Origin of the sequence: Pantoea sp. MQR6 (assembly GCF_022761075.1) — a bacterium.
GTDB lineage: Bacteria > Pseudomonadota > Gammaproteobacteria > Enterobacterales > Enterobacteriaceae > Pantoea > Pantoea phytostimulans.
Genome location: NZ_JAKYXB010000004.1, coordinates 397,289 through 418,140, shown reverse-complemented (window position 1 = coordinate 418,140; position 20,852 = coordinate 397,289). Strand labels below are relative to the sequence as shown.

Annotated in this window: 15 protein-coding genes and 1 pseudogene; 9 read left to right on the top strand and 7 right to left on the bottom strand. The window is 51.6% G+C overall.

Annotated features, from left to right (window positions below; genetic code table 11):
- Window positions 1–148: 148 nt before the first annotated feature.
- The gene (locus tag MUG06_RS17130) at window positions 149–1,156 is read left to right on the top strand and encodes an ABC transporter permease subunit (protein ID WP_243079369.1); all 1,008 of its coding nucleotides are present in this window, start codon (window positions 149–151) and stop codon (window positions 1,154–1,156) included.
- A gap of 29 nt (window positions 1,157–1,185) precedes the next feature.
- Window positions 1,186–2,238 (top strand): cysteine synthase family protein, encoded by a 1,053-nt coding sequence (locus MUG06_RS17125; RefSeq protein ID WP_243079368.1) that lies wholly within the window; start codon window positions 1,186–1,188, stop codon window positions 2,236–2,238.
- Window positions 2,239–2,278: 40 nt separating this feature from the next.
- On the opposite strand, the gene MUG06_RS17120 is transcribed toward MUG06_RS17125, so the two are convergent.
- Window positions 2,279–3,328 carry an ABC transporter substrate-binding protein gene (locus MUG06_RS17120; protein ID WP_243079367.1) on the bottom strand — a complete coding sequence of 350 codons (1,050 nt, stop codon included), beginning with the start codon at window positions 3,326–3,328 and terminating at the stop codon, window positions 2,279–2,281.
- A 202-nt stretch (window positions 3,329–3,530) separates the two neighbouring features.
- Between MUG06_RS17120 and MUG06_RS17115 the strand changes: the two genes are divergently transcribed.
- Both MUG06_RS17115 and MUG06_RS17110 read left to right on the top strand, forming a co-directional pair.
- Entirely contained in the window at window positions 3,531–4,694 is a 1,164-nt protein-coding gene (locus MUG06_RS17115; RefSeq protein WP_243079366.1) for an acyl-CoA dehydrogenase family protein, read from the top strand.
- Complete coding sequence (locus tag MUG06_RS17110) at window positions 4,691–5,782, top strand: LLM class flavin-dependent oxidoreductase (protein ID WP_243079365.1); 1,092 nt, start codon at window positions 4,691–4,693, stop codon at window positions 5,780–5,782. The genes MUG06_RS17115 and MUG06_RS17110 overlap by 4 nt, the downstream gene beginning before the upstream one ends.
- A 101-nt stretch (window positions 5,783–5,883) precedes the next feature.
- Here MUG06_RS17110 and fhuE read toward each other — a convergent pair whose 3' ends face one another.
- Together fhuE and MUG06_RS17100 are read right to left on the bottom strand one after the other, a co-directional pair.
- A complete protein-coding gene (fhuE, locus tag MUG06_RS17105; protein ID WP_243079438.1) occupies window positions 5,884–8,067 on the bottom strand; it encodes a ferric-rhodotorulic acid/ferric-coprogen receptor FhuE in 2,184 nt (727 codons plus the stop codon).
- Window positions 8,068–8,547: 480 nt separating this feature from the next.
- Complete coding sequence (locus MUG06_RS17100; protein WP_243079364.1) at window positions 8,548–9,435, bottom strand: LysR substrate-binding domain-containing protein; 888 nt, start codon at window positions 9,433–9,435, stop codon at window positions 8,548–8,550.
- Between the two features lie 368 nt (window positions 9,436–9,803).
- Between MUG06_RS17100 and MUG06_RS17095 the strand changes: the two genes are divergently transcribed.
- The gene (locus tag MUG06_RS17095) at window positions 9,804–11,099 is read left to right on the top strand and encodes a citrate:proton symporter (protein WP_215848449.1); all 1,296 of its coding nucleotides are present in this window, start codon (window positions 9,804–9,806) and stop codon (window positions 11,097–11,099) included.
- A gap of 213 nt (window positions 11,100–11,312) precedes the next feature.
- Window positions 11,313–11,714, top strand: a pseudogene (locus MUG06_RS17090) (H-NS family nucleoid-associated regulatory protein).
- Window positions 11,715–11,751: 37 nt separating this feature from the next.
- Here MUG06_RS17090 and MUG06_RS17085 read toward each other — a convergent pair.
- From MUG06_RS17085 to MUG06_RS17075, 3 genes are all read right to left on the bottom strand, one after another.
- Entirely contained in the window at window positions 11,752–12,657 is a 906-nt protein-coding gene (locus MUG06_RS17085; protein ID WP_243079363.1) for a LysR family transcriptional regulator, read from the bottom strand.
- A 109-nt stretch (window positions 12,658–12,766) separates the two neighbouring features.
- Window positions 12,767–14,068, bottom strand: coding sequence for an LLM class flavin-dependent oxidoreductase (locus tag MUG06_RS17080; protein WP_243079362.1), 1,302 nt, complete (start codon window positions 14,066–14,068; stop codon window positions 12,767–12,769).
- Window positions 14,069–14,121: 53 nt separating this feature from the next.
- Window positions 14,122–15,195: an iron-containing alcohol dehydrogenase family protein gene (locus MUG06_RS17075; protein ID WP_243079361.1), complete on the bottom strand. Its 1,074-nt coding sequence runs from the start codon at window positions 15,193–15,195 to the stop codon at window positions 14,122–14,124.
- A gap of 253 nt (window positions 15,196–15,448) precedes the next feature.
- On the opposite strand from MUG06_RS17075, the gene MUG06_RS17070 reads away from it, so the two are divergent.
- From MUG06_RS17070 to MUG06_RS17060, 3 genes are read left to right on the top strand one after another with little or no spacing between them, the layout of a single operon-like run.
- On the top strand, window positions 15,449–15,997 hold the full coding sequence (locus MUG06_RS17070; RefSeq protein WP_243079360.1) for a GNAT family N-acetyltransferase: 549 nt from the start codon (window positions 15,449–15,451) through the stop codon (window positions 15,995–15,997).
- Window positions 15,994–17,127: an amidohydrolase gene (locus MUG06_RS17065; protein WP_243079359.1), complete on the top strand. Its 1,134-nt coding sequence runs from the start codon at window positions 15,994–15,996 to the stop codon at window positions 17,125–17,127. Before MUG06_RS17070 ends, MUG06_RS17065 begins: the two co-directional genes overlap by 4 nt.
- Window positions 17,124–18,452, top strand: a complete 1,329-nt coding sequence (locus MUG06_RS17060; RefSeq protein ID WP_243079358.1) for an MmgE/PrpD family protein — start codon at window positions 17,124–17,126, stop codon at window positions 18,450–18,452. Before MUG06_RS17065 ends, MUG06_RS17060 begins: the two co-directional genes overlap by 4 nt.
- A gap of 84 nt (window positions 18,453–18,536) precedes the next feature.
- Here the strand turns inward: MUG06_RS17060 and MUG06_RS17055 are convergent, their stop codons facing one another.
- Entirely contained in the window at window positions 18,537–20,852 is a 2,316-nt protein-coding gene (locus MUG06_RS17055) for a molybdopterin-dependent oxidoreductase (RefSeq protein ID WP_243079357.1), read from the bottom strand.

Here is a 20,852-nt window from a genome sequence, read left to right as displayed (position 1 = left end):
GTTATTTGGTGTGCGGTTCCAGCTTTGCGATATTGCTTTAAATGCGGGTTTATCAATATTGATGACTAACAGGGCTTGCGCATTCGCAATCAATTAATGAATGCCTGGCGAATACAGTAAATATTGCAGTTATCAGCGGGAGAGAAACATGGTGAGTGAAACGTTAGCACTGGGGCGATCGTCAAATGCGGTACGTCGCATTGATCCCCTCTTATGGGCAGCATTACTCTGTTGGTGGGGATTGGTCGCGCTGATGACCGGCCTGCCCGATAAACAAATCGGCTTTGCGGCCCCACGCTTTGTCAATGAAACCCATGCGTTTTTTATCGCCCTTGCGTCACTTCTTACGGTGTTAGTGCTGGCAGCCAGCGCAGCACCCCATTTGAAACTCTGGCAACCGCTGAAAACCAGTGCGCGCTGGTTAGTGGTGTTAGCCCTGCTGTTGGGGATTTGGGAATACGTCACCGCGAAGCAGGCGCTGTTGCCCGCCCCCTTTTTCGCCCCACCGCGTGCGTTACTTGAAGCTTACGCCACAGATTGGCCCCGCCTGCTCGACAGCGTACTGAATTCGCTGCGTCTGCTGGCCATTGGGTTCGCCTTTGGTAGCGTGGTGGGATTCATTACTGGCGTGGCAATTGGCTGGTCGCGCGGGCTGGGATATTGGGTGCATCCTGTTTTACGTTTTCTTGGGCCGGTGCCGTCCACTGCGTTGTTACCGCTCTCGCTCTATTTCTTTCCCTCAAGCTTTTCCGCAGCGGTCTTTCTCATTGCGCTGGCGACCTGGTTCCCGGTGACGGTGTTGACGTGGTCAGGCGTCGCCAGCGTTGATAACCGTTATTACGATGTGGCGCGCACGCTGGGGGCGAACGCATTGTTTTTAGTGCTGCGTGTCGCCGTGCCCGCTGCTCTGCCGCATCTGTTTGTCGGGCTGTTTATGGGCTTGGGCGCCTCATTCTCGGTATTGGTTGCTGCAGAAATGATGGGTGTTAAATCAGGTCTTGGCTGGTATTTGCAGTGGGCGCAAGGCTGGGCGGCGTACGCCAACATGTATGCGGCATTGATCGTCATGGCGCTGCTGTGCTCTTCGCTGATTACGCTGCTGTTCATCGTGCGCGATCGCACGTTGGCGTGGCAGCGCAATGCGGTGAAATGGTGATCGCACTTTTATCTCAGTGAGGACAAGAAATGGCTGCATCTATTTATAATTCAATAACCGAGCTCACTGGCAATACGCCGCTGCTGCGCCTGACGCGCTTTAGTGAGCGCTACCAGTTGCATGTTGACCTGCTGGCGAAGCTGGAGTTGTTTAATCCTAATCACAGCGTGAAAGACCGCATTGCGCTGGCGATGATTGAAGATGCTGAACGCCGCGGCCTGATAAAGCCTGGCGATGTGATTGCTGAAACCACCAGCGGCAATACCGGTATTGGTCTGGCGGCGTTTGCGGCGGCAAAAGGTTATCACTTTCGTGTTTACATCAATGACTTTGTTAGTATCGAACGCAGCAAGGTGATTCAGGCTTTAGGCGCAGAACTGATCCCTTTTAGCCTGGTGCCGGGCTTTGCCGACTTCTATGCCTCTACCGACGGCGATTTTGTCGCGGCAACCCGCTGGCTGGTGGCGCGGGTGCGGGAAGCAGAACCGCATGTACACTTTTTGCAGCAGCTGGAGAACCCGGCGAATCCGCGTGTGCACGCGCTGACAACCGGGCCAGAGATCTGGCGCGATACGCAAGGTGAGCTTGATATTTTAGTGGCCTCGGTGGGCACCGGCGGTACGCTTTCTGGTATTGGGCGCTATCTCAAATCGCAGTATCCAGAACTTCATGTGGTTGCTGTAGAACCGGGTATTGGCTCGCAGCCACAACCTGATAATCCTGACCCGCTTGAGATCACTGGCGTTCACGCCTTTAGCAGCCAACCACCAGAGCGGATCCCCGCCAATGTCGATCATCAGGTGATTGATGAGGTGATTGCAGTGGAAACCTGGCAGGCGTATCAGGCGGCGCGCGAGCTGGCATTAGTCGAAGGGATATTAGTTGGGGATTCGTCGGGAGCGGTGCTGTATGCGGCAAGGCAGTTGGCAGCCAGGCCAGAGAATCAGGGAAAACGTATCGTCATTTTGCTGGCGGATGGCGGTGGAAATTATCTTTCTACGCAATTGTTCGATCACCATCTTCCCGCAGAAAGTTTAAAAAACGCCAATGCGGTACAGACATCGCAACCGCTTTTAAGCTGATTGTTACAAACAAAAAAGGCAGCCGAGGCTGCCTTTTTTGTTATATCAATACGTCTGAAGTAATACCTTTGGCGAAGAGCATCGGATCGGTTTCTGGACGTAATACGTTGATCGCTTTTAAATCGCGGGCATAGACGTCTATTTCCTTCACAAAGTCATTCCCCACGGAATAGTGGCCGTGCGTATGGGTTTTCAATACGCTGGCAATCTCCTGTGGCGTGGTATTCAGCGCTTTACCATTAAATTCGGTGCCAATGGTATCAGGATGCTGCGCCGCATAAGCATGCGCCTGTAAAATCGCATGGGTAATCGCCGCTGCCACTTCAGGCTGATCGCGAATCAAACTGCCGCGCGTACCAATGACGCAGCAGCTCAGATTGGCATATTCATCAATTAAGTTGGTCGCAACCTCGCGATAACCGGGCTGTTGAGAGAGTCGCCACATCACCGGATCGGATCCGGTTGCGGCCTGAATTTCACCCTTCTGTAACACCAGCGGCAATAGGTCTTGCGGATAAACGCGCCAGTTTACATCCGTATTAGGATCAAGCCCGTGCCGCTTCAGCATTAAGGAGAAAAAGTTTTTATCGGCACCGGCCATATCGGTAACGCCAATAGTGGTGCCTTTCAGCGCTTCAAGCGAGCGTGGACCGTCGTCGCGCGTTAACAGCCGCATACAACCGCCATGCGTGCCTGCCGTTAGCTTAACGTCAAAGCCCTGCTCCAGTGCTTTTAACCAGCGCAGCGCCATGCCCACCGCGGCTTCGGCTTTGCCAGTGGCAATCGACTCCAGTAAAAGTTCGGTTGAATTGCCAAAGTTGACGAACTCGACCTCCAAATTATGTGCTTTGAAGAAATTATGCTGATCGGCGACGATCACCGGCGCCAGACAAATAGCGTTGAGGTTCACCGCCAGACGTATTTTCGCGGGTTTTGCCAATGCCCATTTCCCTGCACCTCCCTGTAAAATATCCGGCGACATATTCATCGCGTCATGAGGGTTTGCCCAGGCGGGTAATGCGCTGGCGGCTAATGTCGCCGCCGAATAATTAAGAAAATGCCGACGAGATAGTGAATATTGAGCTGGCACGATGTTACTCCCAAATAATTGGAGACCCTTAACATAAATAACGTTTTTATTAATCTTCTGCAGAGTAATGATTAATTTGCTCAGCAACCAGCATTGAAATTATGCCAATTTTGCATGAGGTTATCTGGTATTTTGCTTTTACATTGTCGGCATAAAAATAAAAGATTGCGTCACAATCAGGTTATTCATTGAGGCTTGCGTTATGTCCGTTAACGACAGCGATAATACATCCATCTTTTTGCGAGAACGTCTGCCCGCCATTACGCGTACCCTCCAGGAATCAGCCGATCAGATTGATTGGCAGGGCGAATTTCCCCACGAAAATTTTGCGCTGTTGCAGCAACACGGATTACTGAGCCGGGCGCTACCGATTTCGGCGGGTGGATTCGGGGCTGATTTAACGGAATCCCGCGCCATTATTGCCGCCATAGCACAAGGCGAACCCTCCACCGCCTTGATTGTGATTATGCAGTATTTGAATTCACGCCGTTTAGGTGAGGATTCAGACTGGCCAGAATCCGTTCGTCTACGGGTAGCGCAAAGCGTGCGCGATCAGGGCGCGTTGATTAATGCGCTGCGTGTTGAACCGGAACTCGGCACGCCAGCACGCGGCGGTTTACCCAAAACCATCGCGCGCCGTGAACCCGATGGTTGGCGCCTGAGCGGTGAGAAGATTTACGCCACCGGCAGCGTGGGCTTGAGCTGGTTTTTGGTTTGGGCAAGCAGCGACGACGCCGATCCGCTGGTGGGCAGTTATTTGGTCCCGGCATCGGCAACGGGCATTCGCATTGAACCTGAGTGGGATCATCTGGGTATGCGCGCCACGTGTAGCCATCGCGTGGTATTTGATGAGGTATGGATCCCGGCTGAAAATGCCGTCAACGTCAGCCGCTGGAGCGAACCACGTGCAGGTTTAAATGATGAGGAGACGGTGTGGATGGCGGTTTTGCTTGGATCGCTCTATGACGCCATCGCCCACGCCGCGCGCGACTGGTTTATCACCTTTCTTCAGCAGCGCATCCCGGCAAATTTAGGTGCGCCGCTGGCGAGTTTGCCACGCTTTCAGGAGATTGTTGGCCGGGTAGAAACCTTGCTGTTTACCAGCCAGACGCTGCTCGATTTTGCCACGTCCGGGCTGGTTGCAAGCGCTCAGGCGCCGAAGATCAAACAGGTTGTGATTGAAAATGCCATTCGCAGCGTTCAGCTGATGGTGGAAAGCATTGGTAATCATGCCCTGACGCGCAGTAATCCACTTGAACGGCATTTACGTAACGTGCTGTGTGGCCGCATTCATACCCCGCAGGATGATGTCATTTTTACAGCTGCCGGTAAAACGGCGCTCTCATTTAACAGGAGTCACAAATGACGCTCGAATTTATTGGTCTGGTCGGCGCGCATGAACAGAGTGAATCGGATGCAGGCAACGGTAAAATTGTCGATATCCCTTTTATCAAAGCCTTTTCCCATGCTCAGGAATATGCAGGTTTCGATAAAGTGTTGCTGGCGGTCAATACCCGCGCGCCAGACTCGATGATTATCGCCAGTTACGTCGCCGCCTTTACGGAGAAGTTGGGTTTGCTGGTTGCGCATCGTCCCGGATTTCAAGCGCCCACCTTTGCTGCACGCCAGTTTGCCACGCTCGATCAGCTGAGTCAGGGACGCGCATCGATCAATGTGATTACCGGCGGAGACAGCGGCGATTTGCAGCGCGACGGCGATTTCTTGACCAAGGATGAGCGTTACGCCCGCACCGGTGAATATGTGCAGATCATGAAACAGGTGTGGCAATCCGACCAGCCTTTTGACTTTGAAGGCGCGTTTTATCAGGTACGGGATAATTTGACTGAGGTGAAACCGCTGCAAAAACCTCGGGTGCCCATCTACTTTTCCGGTGCTTCACATGCTGCGGTGGAAATTGCAGCGCAACATGCAGATGTTTACATGATGTGGGGCGAACCGCTGGAACAGGTTGCAGCCCGCATTGAACAGGTGCGTGAAGCGGCGAAAAAATATGGTCGTGAAAATGAGATTCGCTTTAGTTTGTCACTGCGTCCGATTGTCGCTGCCAGCGATGAACAGGCGTGGGCACGGGCAGAATCGCTGCTGGCCGCCGCGCAGGCCAACATAGGCGGTAAAGCGATCCAGCCGGACAGCAATGTCGGTTCACAACGGTTGTATCAACTCGCGACGGCGCGCAAGGTTTATGACAGCTGCCTGTGGACAGGGATTGCGGCGCTTTCAGGCGCTGCGGGCAACTCAACCTCGCTGGTGGGTTCGCCGGAAACCGTCGCCAATGCCGCATTGGAATACTACAAACTCGGCGTGACGACGTTTCTGTTTCGTGGTTTCGATCAATTGCGCGATGCCACTGAGTATGGCCAGTATTTGCTACCCGTGATTCGTCAAAAAGTGGCGGAGTATGAAGCCGAGCAGAAGCGTTCATCAGCGGCTTAGGTAATAAGGCTTGAGAACGTTTTTTAAGAGGATTGTAAAGTTTGCAGTAAAAACGCCTCCTAAGAGGCGTTTTTACTACGGGATAAGCCAAGGCAAAAAAATCAGAAGCTGTAGCTCGCCGTTACCGAGACGTTACGCGGTTCGCCGTAAACCACATCACCATTGATATTGGTGTCGTATTTTTTGTCGAACAGGTTGTTAACGTTAGCTTGCAGCGCCAGCTGTTTGGTCAGCTGATAGCGGCTAAAGAGATCAACCAGCGCGTAGCTGCCCTGCTCAGAGTAGAAGGTGCCATTGCCGCTTGGGCCCGCGCTCTCTTTCCAGACGTGAGTTTGCCAGTTCACACCACCGCCAATGGTCAGATCCTGCAACATCGGCAGGCGATAACGGGTGAACAGTTTCAGCTGGGTGCGCGGCAGGTTTGGATTAACCGCTTCACCATCGCGATCTTCCGCAATGTAACGCGTGCCACCAAACGTCATCTGCCAGTTATCGGTTAGTGCGCCGTTGACTTCAAACTCCACGCCGCGGCTGACTGTGCCTTTTTTGGCTTCATATGCCGTGTCGGTTGATCCTTCAATGATGCGACCGGTGCTGACGCCGACATTATCCAGCTCGGTACGGAACACGGTGAATGACGTCGTCAGGCGACTATTAAACCAATCTGATTTCACACCCGCTTCATAGTTGTTACCTACAACCGGTGAAAGCGTCGCGCCACTGCTGTCACGGTTGGTTTGGGGTTTGAATACCGAGGTGTAACTCGCGTAAGTCGACCAGTTATCATTGATGTCATACACCAACCCACCATAAGGCGTGATGTTGTTTTTCTCTAAATCACCGGTCAGCGTGTTGTTGATCCAACGCGTGTAGCGGGCACCTAAAATCAGATGCAGCGGATCGGCCAGTGAAATGCGCGTTGCCATGTAAGCTGACTTCTGGCGCGTGGTGTCATCTTGCGCCAGCGAGCGCGGACCCCAATCTGTTTCAGGGAATTGACCGTTGTAGTTGTTGAAGTCACCCAACTCTTCCGGCGAAATATTGGCAAACGCACTGTAATACGTATTTTGCTGCTTACTGTAGCTCACGCCTGCCATCAATTCGTGGGTGCGCCCAAACAGCTCATACGGGCCGCTGGCAAAGGTATCCACTGCATCCACTTTACGCTTGCCGGTGTTATAACCTGTCCCACCCACTACCGGATAACCGGCATATTCCGACTGTCCAATACCGGTGACTTTGTCGAAGTATCCATCAATATAGAGCTGCTTACTGGCGAAATTGGTTTCGTTATGCGTACCGTTTAAGGTGAGCTGCCAGCCGTTATCAAACGCCTGCTGCAAATTGACAAAGACCTTTTTGGTCTCTTTGTTGTTGTAAGCCCAGTCCGGCGCGGTATTAAAGCCACGGCGATAATCGGTTTTGCTGCCATCGGTGTAGTAACGCGGCAAGCCACCCCAGGTTGGGCTGTCGGCTTTATTTTCCTGATATTCATAACCCAACGACAAGGTGGTTGAGTCAGTCAGGTCTGCATCAACGATGGCAGATATAAATTTCTTTTCAGCACCGTAACGCTCAACGAAGCTGTTTTTATCTTCATAACCGGCAACGACGCGTCCGCGCACGTTACCTGATTCAGTCAGCGGAGTCTGAACATCGGCGACATAGCGCTGTTTATTCCAGCTGCCGTAGCTGGCGGAAAGGTCGCCCGTTGCCACTTTGCTGTTCGCATGTTTACGGATCATATTCACAGCTGCCGAAGGATTACCCGCGCCGACTAACAGGCCATTCGCACCACGGACGACTTCAATACGCTCATACAGCGCCGAGTCGGTTTGTGAATCGCCCAGGTTCCAGCGCTCTTCAAATACGCTGGGAATGCCGTCAATCATGTAGTTATCAATCAGGAAGCCGCGTGAATAGTAGGTTTTACGATCCATGTCAGCGGTGCTTTCCTGAATGCCAGTGGTGTTATTCAACACTTGTCCCAGCGATTGCAGCTGCTGATCCTGCATACGCTGCTGGGTAATAATACTGACCGACTGCGGAATATCACGCACGGTAGAGGTTAATTTTGTTCCTGCACGTGTCACGGGCACGCTGTAATCGGTATTAGGCGTATCGGCAACATCACCCGCAGAGGATGCACTCACCACCATGGTCTGATCATCAGTGGCGGCGGGCACAGTCGTTTCTGCTGCTTGCACATTGTTGGTGAAGGCGGTAGCGACAACAGCCGCCAGCAAGGAGAGACGCAGAGGTTTGTTGTGCGCAAGCGAAGGCATGTTCGTTGCAGATTCCCTGACGCGCTTAACATCAAAAGACATCGGTAATTCCTCATTTATATTTTTGATTTTTTGCCACTGTTCACAGCCTTGCAGCCTGGCGGACGAAACCGCTGCGTTTCGCCTTTTTTCTGGGGGTCATCCCAGAAAACCCTCTCTGCGTACGTCTTCGCGCTGGCGTGATGTTGCCTTTAAAGCAAATGAGAAATATACGCATTGCTATTATCATTGCAAGAAATTGTTAGCAAATGATGCGAAATTTCTCGAAGTTTTAACGTTCTCTAAAAGCGTTGATATCAAAGATATTTTGTGAAGTATGGGAGGGCTTTTAAGACAGAAGGCGCGAGAAATGTCTTGATTCGGTTAATGTTATTTCAAGATAGCAGCAGGATTTTACTGATTTTTGGCCTGAATCAAGAAGATCCAGGCTGTAAGGTGAAGGCAAGGAAAGGTCACTCAGCGCTTAACAGCGCAGCACCTTTACCATTTCCAGCGCTTTTCCGCTAACTCCACTAACAAACGTGCCGCTGGCGATAATTCGCTGAGGGAGCGAAATTGCCAGCCAAACGTGCGTGGCATCATGACTAACGGTAAAGGGATTTCGATTAACGCCTCTCCGGCGCTTTCGCCTTGCAACAAACGTCGCGAGATAAAACTGAGCAGTTCAGTTTGTGCCAACATGCGTCGAAGCGGAGAAAGCGTGTTGCTTTCTACCTGCACGCGAGGCGCCGCATAGCCGCCGCTGCGTAAGCGCTGTTCAAGCCATTGTCGGGTCGCCACCTGTGGCGCGGGCAACAGCCAGCGATAGTGACCAAGTTGCTCGGGCGTTGGATGAATATTAGCGAGCGGGTGTGATTGACTGGCGGCGACCACCACCGGATCTTCCACCAGCGGACGGGTGATGAATTCACTGTTACTTTCAGGCAGGAAACCGAGAATCAGGTCCAGCTTGTTTTCACGCAGCCGGTTTTGTAAAAAGTCATTCAGCCCTACCTGAATTTCCACCACAACGCTGGGCGCTTGCTGCAGCAGTTCGTGCGTCAACTCAGGCAACATGAACTCAGCAGCTGTCGCTGCTACGCCCAGGCGGATTACCCCCGCCGTTCCGGTGCCTAAAGCATGCAAATCTTTTTTTGTCATCTGCATTAGCAGAACCACTTTTTGAGCGCGTTCACAAAGTAACAATCCGGCTTCCGTGAGCTGGATCCCGCGCCCTACTTTCAAAATCAGTTTGGTTGATGACGATTTTTCCAACCGCTGAATACATTTAGTTAACGCCGGTTGGGTGATACCAAGGGATTGCGCCGCTTTACCTAAATGCGCCGTTTCGCGAATCGCCAGCAAATAGGTGAGATCTTTAAGCTCCATTCATTCCCCAAAGGAATCGATTGATAATGATTGGAGAATATTATTTATTTTTCTCTCATGCCAGGCTTACCCCACGTTAACAAGGGAATAACAGAGTATTTAGCGGATATTTAATGAAGATTCGCGAGTCATCTCACAGAAATGAAAAGGGCGCGCCTCATTTTTAAGGAAAATAAGGGTGTTTATTGGCATAACGACGGCCTGCTTTTTTTAACTGAAAAGACCGGGGAATCTCAGCCTTAGCCATTTAATATTAATTACAAAACGTTATTAACTATTTCGGCGCCCCTGATCGCGCTGATTAATTTCGATACATATGTGATTTGTTTAACGCAAATCGGCAATGTCTTACTCTACAGGATATCACCATGCTGCTGATAATCAGTCTGCTTATGATAGTCACGTTTATTGGCTTATTAATGAGCAAAAAACTCTCTGCTCTAACGGCGTTAATATTTATTCCTACGCTGTTTGCCCTGTTTCTCGGACACAATACCGACGTGGGGGATATGGTGATTAAAGGTTTACGCACCGTCGCACCAACCGGCGTAATGTTAATCTTTGCCATGATCTATTTTATGAGCGTCACCGATGCCGGCATGTTTGATCCGGTAATTAAACGTATTGTTTCTGCTGTGGATGGCGACCCAGTAAAGATATTTTGTGGAACGGTTTTATTAGGCTTTATAGTTGCGCTGGATGGTGATGGGGCCACGGTGTATATGATTGTGCTTTCCGCTTTCCTACCCATTTATAAACGTATGGGTATTTCAACCCTTAAAGCGGCTTGTCTGTTATTACAATGTACCGGATTGGGCAATATGTTTCCTTGGGGTGGGCCGACCGCGCGCGCAGCAACAGCGATACATGCTGAGATAGGAACGCTTTTTGTCCCGATGTTGATTCCCTTAATTGCCTGTGTGATTTGGACCTTTGTTCTTGCCTGGATTTTGGGACGTCACGAACGCAAACGTATCGGCTGGCAAGCCACTACAGCCGCCGTCGAACACAAGCTAGAGTTTGAAATCACACCTTGTCCAGCCTGGCGATTTTGGGCCAACTGGTTGCTCACGATTGCCTTGCTGGTGGTGTTGGTGTTGGGCGTGGTGCCCATGGCTTATCTGTTTATGTTAGCGACAGCCATTATGTTCATGATCAACTATCCATCGATCGGCCAGCAACAAGCGCAATTAACCCGACATGCTTCCGCTATTCTTTCGGTCGCGAGCCTGATTTTTGCAGCGGCGGTATTTACGGGAATTTTCTCTGGAACCGGTATGGCAAATACGCTAGCAGAAGCCATTGTGCGGGTAATCCCCGATGCATTAGGCCCTTATTTGGCGGTGATTACCGCGCTGTTGAGTATTCCAGTAACCTGGATGGTTTCTAATGATGTCTTTTATTTCGGCATGTTACCGGTACTGGTTAAGGCCGCCGGGCATTATGGCATCACGCCTTTAGAAATGGCCCGAGCGGCGCTGGTTGGACAGCCGGTACATATTTTGAGCCCGCTGGTCGCCTCGACTTATTTATTAGTCGGCATGCTTAAACTCGATTATGCACAAACACAGCGATATACCCTGCGTTGGTCATTCATTACCTGCATGGTGTTATTTTCTGTGAGTATCTTGGCGGGCTGCTTTCCCTTCTATCAAAACGCCTAAAATGAACCCCTGCCCGTAAGGCGATATTTTAAACGATATCGCTGCGGGCACTTTTTTTAAGTCTTGTCTTTTTATGCGGAATGTTTAAAACGCCCCATTCTCAAAACAACGTAAATAGCGCACTTTCCTCTCGCTAAGATATTTCCTTCTGAATCTATTTTTCGTAAACTGCATTGCTTTATAAATATTCGTTTCATCTTTAAGGATTAATCAATGAGTGATGCGCTAAAGGCGTTGAATAACCTACGTACATTACGTGTTCAAGCCCGTGAAGTTGACATTGACACGTTAAATGAAATGCTTGAAAAGCTTTCTGTCGTGGTCGCTGAGCGTCGTGAAGAAGAAGAAGCTGCGTTAGCCTCTGAGCGTGAAAAAGCAGACAAGTTGGCGAAATATAAAGAAATGCTGTTAAACGATGGCATCGATATTTCTGATTTAACCAAGTTGGCATCTGTTTAAACTAAAAGTAAAGCCAAGCGTGCACCACGCCCGGCTAAATACCAATACACCGATGAAAACGGTGAGACTAAGTTCTGGACCGGTCAGGGCCGCACGCCTTCTCCAATCAAAAAAGCATTGGAAGCAGGCGGTTCATTGAACGACTTCCTGCTTTAATCATCATCGCGGCGCTTATTCCAGGCGCCGCGCTGCTTTACTGTATCGCGCTGGTCGTAAACAATACGTTGCGTAGCCAACGATAACCGGCATCACGATGCGTACGCTCATGCCATGCCACGCTTTTGGTAAAACCCGCAAGCGTCAGCGGCGGATTCATGATCTTTAACCCCTGCGTATTCACCGCCAACCGACGCGGCACCACCGCGATAAGATCGCTGACACGCAATATTTCCGGTAATACCAAAAAACTACTCACCGATAATGTCACGCGTCGTTTATAGTCTAACGTTGCCAACGCATCATCTGTGACACCGTGAAAATGCCCCCCCTGATAAGAGACCAAGGCGTGATCGAGTGAACAAAAGGTTTCTAGCGAAAGACGCTCTTCTGTCGCTGCGGGATGATCTTCACGTATCAGGCAAACGTACTCTTCATCAAATAGCGCCCGGCTATGTAATTCAGCAGGCGTGGAATCAGGGGTCAGCAAGGCGACATCCACTTCACCGCGCTCCATCTGTAACTTCACTTGATCGTAAACCACCGGCACGACAGATACACGTATACCTGGTGCCTGCTGTCGAAGCGCAGCCATAAACGGAACAACCACAGCGCGTAACGCATAATCGGTCGCAGCAAGGGTAAATGTCATTTCAGCACGGGATGGATCAAAGGCTTTTGGTTGAAGCAGCACGTTAACTTCAGACAATATCTGCTTGATGGGCGCGGCCAGTTCTAACGCACGAACGGTGGGTACGATACCGCGCTGAGTGCGCGTAAATAAAGGATCGTCAAAGCAGTCACGCAGCCGCGTTAACATGCCGCTCACCGCAGGTTGGGTCAGCGCCAGACGATCGGCTGCACGCGTCACGCTGCGTTCATCTAGCAAGGCGTCCAGCGCCTTGAGTAAATTCAAGTCCAGCGTTCTGATATCAGTCGTCATGATGAAATTCGCGCTTATGAACAGAAACGCTGATTTCAGCACGCGGCACCGGTTACTGACAACCTTGAATCAATACCCGCGCTGCACATTCACAACGCGGGCCAAGGCGTTACGCCACCGGTAAACCGAGGTTTTCACGCAAAGTAGGATAAGCGTAATCTTCTGGGAATAAGCCCCGGCGGCGCAATTCAGGTATTACCAGCTCAACAAACAAGTCGAGCTGTTCCGGCATAATGGCAGGCATAATGTTGAATCCATCCGCGCCGCCCTGCTCCAGCCATAGCTGAAAATCGTCTGCAATATCTTCTGCCGTACCCACAATCACACGATGACCGCGTGATCCCGCGGCGATGGCTGCCAGTTCACGAAGAGTAAGGTTCTCACGCTTTGCCATCTCGGTCAGTAATTTCACCCGGCTTTGATTACCTTCACCCAGCGGAACTTCAGGCACAGGCCCATCCAGCGGATAGGTTGACAAATCCAGCCCGAAACGCAGCGAAAGTTGCTTCAAACCGTTATCGATATCGACCAGCGTGTTGAGCTCTTTCCACAGCGCTTTGGCGTCTTCACGCGTGCGCCCGACAATCGGCATTACGCCAGGCATAATCACCACATGTGCAGGATCACGACCGGCCGCTTCAACCTGCGCTTTCTGTGACTGATAAAACTGCTGAGCCTCTTCCAGGCTTGCCGCGGCGGTGAACACCACTTCGGCCGTTTCAGCCGCCAGTTTTTGACCATCCGTTGAAGAACCTGCTTCGATAATCACCGGGCGTCCTTGTGGTGATCGGGTAATATTCAGGGGGCCTTGAATCTGGAAATGCTCACCTTGATGGTTCACTGACTTAATCTTCTCATCCACAAAGTAGCGGCCGCTGGCTTTATCAGGTTGCACCGCGCCCTCTTCCCAGCCTTGCCAAAGTTTATTCGCGACGTCTAAAAATTCGCGTGCGCGTCCATAACGTTCGGCGTGATCTGGCATATCTTCACGACTGAAATTACGTGCTACGTCGGCTGAAAACGAGGTCACAACGTTCCATGCAGCACGTCCACGGCTGATATGGTCAAGTGACGAAAATGCGCGAGCCAACGTGAACGGATCGCTGAACGTCGTTGATGCGGTGGCTGCCAGGCCAATACGCTTAGTGTGCGTCGCCAATGCCGAAAGCAGCGTGAGCGGCTCAAGCCGCGCCATGGTTGAGGGTAAGCGATACATGCTTGTTGCAAGGGCATCACCGACAAAAAACAGATCAAACCGACCCGCTTCCGCTTTCTTTGCCAGCGTAATCAGCCAGTCGATATCCGTAGGCGCTCCTAACTGTTCGGTCAAGCGCCAGCCACTAACGTGATGGCCCACCGGCTGGACAAAAAGCCCGAGGCGCAAACGCGTATTACTGTTTTGGTTACTCATACTTTTCCCTTGAATGATGTAAGACCGCGTAGCCGCGATAAAAAAATGTGCAATTAAGAAAGGGTGTCGGTGGCGAGCAGTGCTTGTTCTAACGCTTCCGGCGACACGGTAAAGGGTAAACGCGCAGCGCTGGCAGCAGGAAAGCGAATCGCCTGTGCAAGTTGACGTATGACTTGCTGACGATTCTGATGGAACGCCGGCAGCCTTAACGGCGTGTCAAAACATGTTAATAACGCCACTAAATCAGCGTCTGGCTGACCTTCTGCGTGTTCCATAATCGACTGCACCAGCAAACTAAAACCCACCTTTTCTCCGTGCAACCAGTGATGCAGTTCGGGTAGATGGGTTAATTGATTATGTATGGCGTGAGCGAATCCCGGCGTCGGTAAATCATCGCGCATGCTGTTAGCCAGGCCTGCCAACACAATATTGGCGTCAATGACTTTTTCCAGCGCGGGCGTAACCTGTTTTTGCTGATTGGCTTCAATCGCTTGTTGGCCCCATTGGCGATAAGCCTCAACCGCCCGTTGGGCAGCCATGACTTTGAGATCCAGCGCCAGGCTTTCTGGATTGTGACGTTGATAAGGACGGAATTCATACCACTTCGCCAGCGCATCAACGATGCCCGCTTTTAAATAACGCACATCGCTTTGGGCGATGACTTCGCTGTCAACCAAGACCAGCACTGGCATTTTGCGTAACGGCTGGCTGCGTAAATGACCGCCTTGCTCATTATAAATGATGGCGATCGGTGACCAGGCTGCACACGTTGCCGCGACAGTCGCAAAGTTGATGACCACCACATTGTCTAACGCATCTCCGGCTGCCTTTGCACAATCCAATACACGACCGCCACCCACAGCAAAAATAACCGTGGCGTCCTGCTCAATAACATTATTCTTTAAGCGATTAATCGCCGCATCGGTACATTCACCGTTTAAATATTCCAGCTGCCATTTAATATCAGCATTGTTTAACGCCTGCGTTAATTCTGAATTAACCACATGCCAGGCTGTTTCAGACGTCAAGATACGAATGTTTTTTCCGTAAGGAGCAAGATATTCCCCTACTTTTTTTCGAATGCCGGACTGTTGGATATAAGCTTGCGGGGATTTGATCGCTAACACGTAAACGTCCTGAGTGAATTTTTATTTTTTAAATAACTAACATAAACAATAGGATAAATGACACTTAGCTAAATTTCATCGATGGCTTCATATTACGTAAAATATGCAGTTACGCAATCTTAAACCGACAAATCGCTTTTCACATTTAAGCATTACTATATTCACTTTTCACATATAGCCCGCGAAACGTTTACTGTTAATCTGACCAACAAATAAAAAGTACAACTGTTTAAAATTTAAATCGGGATTGATTATGCCACTTACTTTTCGCCAGGTTAAAGAAGATGAAGTCGATGAATATTTATCTCTCATGCTCGCGGCTTATGCTGCAGTCAAAGCGTTAGGCATTCATTTCGATGCAGCCACTGCCGATCGCGATAAAGCGTTACGCCATCTGCAAAGTCATGGCGTTTACGCGCTTTATAAAGACAAGGTAATGGTTTCATCCGTGACGGTGCGTTATCCGTGGGGCCCGCTGCCGGGGCCTTTTGGTTTACCGCATATCGGCTGGTTTGGTGCAGATCCCGATTACGCCGGGCAGGGATTTGGTCAGCAAATTCTGCAGCACCTCGAGCAGGATATCCTTATTGGTCAACTTCGCGCGCCTGCCGTTTCTCTGGGCACGGCCACCCGCCATCCCTGGTTAAAAGAGATGTACCTAAAGCGCGGTTTTATGCCGATGCACACCACCGATCTCGGTAAAGGCCACATCACGCTTTATATGAAAAAAGTGCTTAATAGCGCATTACACGAGACATGGCTTTCGCGTCAAAGTCATCAATTACAGGACGTCGCTAAATGAGCACACTCGATGAACAGGCGTTAATTGCATTTCGCCATGAATTGCACCGTTACCCAGAGCTCTCCAACGAGGAATTTGAAACCACTGCGCGCTTGCGGGCGCAGTTGGAGCACCATGAAATCCGAATTCTCGATTTGCCTTTAGCCACGGGTTTAGTGGCAGAGATTGGTTCGAGCGAAGGCCCGCTCGTGGTGCTGCGTTCTGATATCGATGCTTTGCCAATTGAAGAACAATCTGATGTGTCATTCCGTTCTGAACGCCCCGGCGTGATGCACGCTTGTGGTCATGATTTTCACAGCTGCGCCGCGTTGGGTGCCGCTATCTTACTAAAACAGCAGGAAGCGCAGTTAGCCGGGCGGGTGCGTATTTTATTCCAGGCAGCAGAAGAAACCGGACAGGGCGCACCCGTTTTGTTGGCAACCGGCGCATTACACGATGCCGCCGTGATCTTTGGCATTCACAACGATCCGACTTTACCGCCAGGCGTCATCGGCAGCAAGGCTGGCCCGCTGACCGCCGCGGTTGATCGTTTCAAGGTGACGGTTCGCGGCATCGGCAGTCACGCCGCGCGTCCCCATGAAAGCATCGATCCCATTGTCATCGCCGGGCAAATTGTTACGGCCCTGCAAACGCTGATCAGCCGCAATGCGCCATCAAATGACAATGCGGTGGTGTCAGTTACGCAAATTCACAGCGGCACCACCTGGAATGTGATCCCGGATAGCGCCTGGCTCGAAGGAACGGTGCGTTCCTTTTCAGCCGAAACACGTGAATTACTTTCTCAACGTTTTCATCAGATCATTAATGGCATTGCTGCTGCGTTTAATGCTCAGGTTGAGATTGACTGGCAAGCGGGGCCACCCTCGGTGGTCAATGATGCAAACTGGGTTGAGTTTGCGCTGGAACAGGCAAGCCAAAGCGGCTTCGAGGCACGTGTAGTGGAAGCCAGCCCCATTGGTGAAGACTTTGCTTTCTATCAACAGGCGCTGCCTGGCGCTTTTATGATGATTGGCACCGGCGAACCCTACGCGCTGCATCATCCCGCTTTTCGTGTAAATGATGATGTTTTAGCGCCAACCGCTCGTTATCTGTCTGAACTTGCTGTGAAAGCGCTGGTAAAAGCTTCATGAATTTAACCGCTGATTTAGCCCATTTAGTTGTGCATTCTCAGCCTGATGAGCAGGCACATCAGGCTGCTAAACGAGGCGTGAAAGATTTTATCGCCGTCGCCTGGCCGGTGTTACAACGTCACGTAATTGACAGCGGTTTGCCTACGCTACGCACTCTTTATGATGTGAAAGAGCCGCGATCGCGCGCGCTGTTGCTGGGATACGCCGGACATGCCCTGGATTTTGATGATTTTCATGCGGATTTCCGTGGGCACCCCAGCACCGTTATTCTGCCTGCACTGATGGCATGGATATACCAGGCTGAAAGTGTGGATCTGAACCGTTTTCTGGATGCTTACATTTTGGGTGTTGAAGTGGCAGGCCGTCTCGGTTTGGCCGTTACGCAACAGCATTACACATTGGGTTATCACAATACCGCGTCGCTTGGCACGCTGGCCGCTGCTGCTGCCTTGGCGCGATTAACAGAAGCCACCGAAGCCCAAACTGCGGTGCTTCTGGGTATCGCGGCAACGCAGGCCAGCGGCTTACGAGCACAATTTGGATCGGCAGTTAAACCTTTACACGCAGGCTTAGCCGCTGAACGAGCCGTGAGTGCCACGCAACTGGCGCTGGCCGAATTCCACGGGCAAGCCAGTACGGTGCTGGAAGCCTTTATAGCCAGTAGCAGCCAGGGTCAGCATCAACCTGAACGCCTGATTACTCACTGGGGAAATCCCTGGCGGATCAGCTCGCCAGGGCTTGAATATAAACCTTTTGCCACCTGTAGCGGCACGCACAGCGCAGCCGAGGCCGCACGTGCAATACGCGAACAAGGACTTGCCAACGGTGAATCGCTGGAGAGTTTTCTGCGTAAAATTGAACGGATTGACGTGGCCTTTCCTCCGGGCGGCGATATCGCTGCATCCGTGCGCGTGCCCAAAAATGGTATCGAGGCGCGTTTTAGTCTCGAATACGTTATTGCTGCCATGCTGATTTATAACGAGCTGCGCATGACTGACTTTGCCGAAGGTGACGTGAATGCTGACGTGCTCGCATTGGCTGCAAAGGTGCATCGCTGTCCTGACGAAACCGCCCCGCCGGATGCCTTAAACCCCGGGCTGAGATTTCATGACATTACCGTTCAACGGAGTGATGGAAAAACGTTACGTTGCCGACAAACGCGTCAGCAATCTTTGGCTACGCCGGTTGACGTTGAGGGTAAATTGCAGCGAGCGCTGGAAGCGGGATCACCTGAACAATGTGAAGCCATGCTGAAAGCCTGTGAACTGCGCAATGACGCTGATTTAACCCAATTAACCGCTGCCGTTTTTAACGCATTACATTGAAATCAAAAAATGAAAACAAGAGGCTCAGGCGTGATATAGCGCCTGAGCCTCTCTTATTTATTTGTTGAAACTCAACGCTAAGTCTCAAACGTGCCGGTAAGCCTCGAACGGCTTTGAAATAGCCGCTTCAGGCGGTAGAAAAGCGCGAACGTCAGGCGCATCGCCCAAAAATTTCCTCACCTCTATCACCGTGATCTGGCCGGTACACCCCTGCGCCAGCGAAGATGTGCCAATATCGTTGGTTAAGACATTCGGGTTGCCGTGACGACACAAAGGCCGGGCTGCATGCACATCTACCGGGTCATACCAAGCGCCGGTCGGAAGCTGAATAACGCCAGGCATAACATCTGTGGTCACGCGAGCGCTGGCCAGTACGTGTCCGCGTAGATTAAACAGCTCAATAACATCACCCTGTTTAATGCCGCGCCGACTGGCATCTGTCGGGTTGAGGCTGCACACCTCACGTCCATTTTGTTTACCGCTTTGACTGTAGGCTCCAAAATCGAGTTGGCTGTGCAGTCGCGTTGCGGGTTGATTGGCAATCAGCCAAAGCGGATATTCTGCATTCGGTTTTTCACGCGGCTCACGCCAAACCGGATGTCCAGGACAGCTCTCGTAACCGAAACTGGCAATGGTCGCCGAGTAGATTTCGATTTTTCCGCTTGCCGTAGGCAGCGGCTTCGCATCGGGATCGGCGCGAAAAGCGTTGATCATGCGTCCGGCATCGTTCAACTGCGGCAGCGTTAAGAAACCTTGTTGCCAAAAGTCATCAAAATCGGGGGTGCTGACGCGGTGCGCCGCTAATTTTTCCTGCATTTGACCATAGAGATGACGTAACCAACCTTGTGTATCGCGCCCTTCGGTAAACGCCTGTTCGCCGCCTAAACGTTTAGCCAGCTCGGTGAAGATCACATAATCATCTTTTGCCTGGGCATAAGGCGCGGCAACCGGTTGCATGGCAATCAAGTGGCGATCGGTTGGGGCGCCGCCAATATCTTCTCGCTCCAGCGTCATGGTCGCTGGCAACACAATGTCTGCGTGACGAGCAGTGGCGGTCCAGGCAATTTCGTGCACGATCAACGTATCAAGCCGACAGAATCCACGTCGTAAACGCGCTAAATCCTGATGATGATGAAACGGATTGCCGCCTGCCCAGTAGGCCAGTTTGATGTCGGGATAGGTTAAACGGCGTCCGTTATAATCAAACTTTTCACCTGGATGCAGCAACATATCAACGATGCGCGCCACAGGAATAAAGCGATCAATACCGTTTTTACCCTGCGGCAACGCCGGGAGGCTCACCAGATTATGTTGTTTACCGTAATGACCCAGCGCGCCAAGTGCATAGGTATAGCCGCCGCCCGGTAAACCCGGTTGGCCCAATGCCGCCGCTAACACTAATCCAAGCCACACCGGCTGTTCACCGAATTCTGCGCGTTGAAGCGCATGGGCCACCGTGACAAGCACGCGTCGACCCTGTAACGAGCGAGCAATATCCCTAATATGATCTGCTGACAGACCACAAATCTGCGCTGCCCATTGCGCATCGCGTTTCACGCCATCCTCTTCACCGAGGATATACGCTTTCATTGTCTCCCAACCGACACAGTAACGCGCCAGAAAAGCTTCATCGGTTAACTGATGTTCAATCAGCACGGCAAGCAAACCGAGGATAAAGGCCGCATCGGTGCCGGGATTCAGCGCTATCCATTCACCCTGGGCTTCAGCCGGGAGATCGCTTTTTAGCGGGCTAACTGAAACAAAGCGTGCGCCACGTGTGGAAGCCTGCTGCATGTAGCCGCGCTCGGTGTGTTCGCTGACGCCACCGCTGGCAACCTGTGAATTTTTTAATGCTAAGCCACCGAATGCCAGGACGATGTCGCTGTGTTCGGCAATCTCTTGCCAGCTGACCCCACGCCGGGCAATTTCATTCATGTCGCCCACAATGTGCGGCAACAACACCGATGCGGAACCTGAGCTGTAGCTGTTAACCGAACGAACGTAGCCGCCAAGGGTGGTGTTCAGAAAGCGATGAACCTGACTTTGGGCATGGTGAAAGCGGCCAGCGCTGGACCAGCCATACGATCCACCGAAAATCCCTTCCGGCCCATAACTGTTTTTAACGCGAGTGAGCTCAGCGGCGATCAGGGAATAAGCGTGATCCCAACTCACCGCCACAAACTCATCATCGCCACGGCGTGAGTCTGCGCCAGGCCCCTTCTCCAGCCAGCCGCGACGGATCATCGGTTGCGTCACGCGCGCCGGATGATCGAGAACCTGCGTAAAGTTGCTAAGTAGCGGGCTGGGATCGGGATCGCCGCGGAAGGGCTCAATAATTAACGAATTGCCGTTAGGGTGCGCGCGAAAAGCACCCCAGTGCGAACTGTGCATGCTGGACAT

What these genes read in the sequence shown, in the direction of transcription:
- MUG06_RS17130 (WP_243079369.1), top strand. Translation starts at nt 149, where the DNA reads ATGGTGAGTGAAACGTTAGCACTGGGGCGATCGTCAAATGCGGTACGT.
- MUG06_RS17125 (WP_243079368.1), top strand. Translation starts at nt 1,186, where the DNA reads ATGGCTGCATCTATTTATAATTCAATAACCGAGCTCACTGGCAATACG.
- MUG06_RS17115 (WP_243079366.1), top strand. Translation starts at nt 3,531, where the DNA reads ATGTCCGTTAACGACAGCGATAATACATCCATCTTTTTGCGAGAACGT.
- MUG06_RS17110 (WP_243079365.1), top strand. Translation starts at nt 4,691, where the DNA reads ATGACGCTCGAATTTATTGGTCTGGTCGGCGCGCATGAACAGAGTGAA.
- fhuE (WP_243079438.1), bottom strand. Translation starts at nt 8,067, where the DNA reads ATGCCTTCGCTTGCGCACAACAAACCTCTGCGTCTCTCCTTGCTGGCG.
- MUG06_RS17100 (WP_243079364.1), bottom strand. Translation starts at nt 9,435, where the DNA reads ATGGAGCTTAAAGATCTCACCTATTTGCTGGCGATTCGCGAAACGGCG.
- MUG06_RS17095 (WP_215848449.1), top strand. Translation starts at nt 9,804, where the DNA reads ATGCTGCTGATAATCAGTCTGCTTATGATAGTCACGTTTATTGGCTTA.
- MUG06_RS17085 (WP_243079363.1), bottom strand. Translation starts at nt 12,657, where the DNA reads ATGACGACTGATATCAGAACGCTGGACTTGAATTTACTCAAGGCGCTG.
- MUG06_RS17080 (WP_243079362.1), bottom strand. Translation starts at nt 14,068, where the DNA reads ATGAGTAACCAAAACAGTAATACGCGTTTGCGCCTCGGGCTTTTTGTC.
- MUG06_RS17070 (WP_243079360.1), top strand. Translation starts at nt 15,449, where the DNA reads ATGCCACTTACTTTTCGCCAGGTTAAAGAAGATGAAGTCGATGAATAT.
- MUG06_RS17065 (WP_243079359.1), top strand. Translation starts at nt 15,994, where the DNA reads ATGAGCACACTCGATGAACAGGCGTTAATTGCATTTCGCCATGAATTG.
- MUG06_RS17060 (WP_243079358.1), top strand. Translation starts at nt 17,124, where the DNA reads ATGAATTTAACCGCTGATTTAGCCCATTTAGTTGTGCATTCTCAGCCT.
- MUG06_RS17055 (WP_243079357.1), bottom strand. Translation starts at nt 20,852, where the DNA reads ATGTCCAGCATGCACAGTTCGCACTGGGGTGCTTTTCGCGCGCACCCT.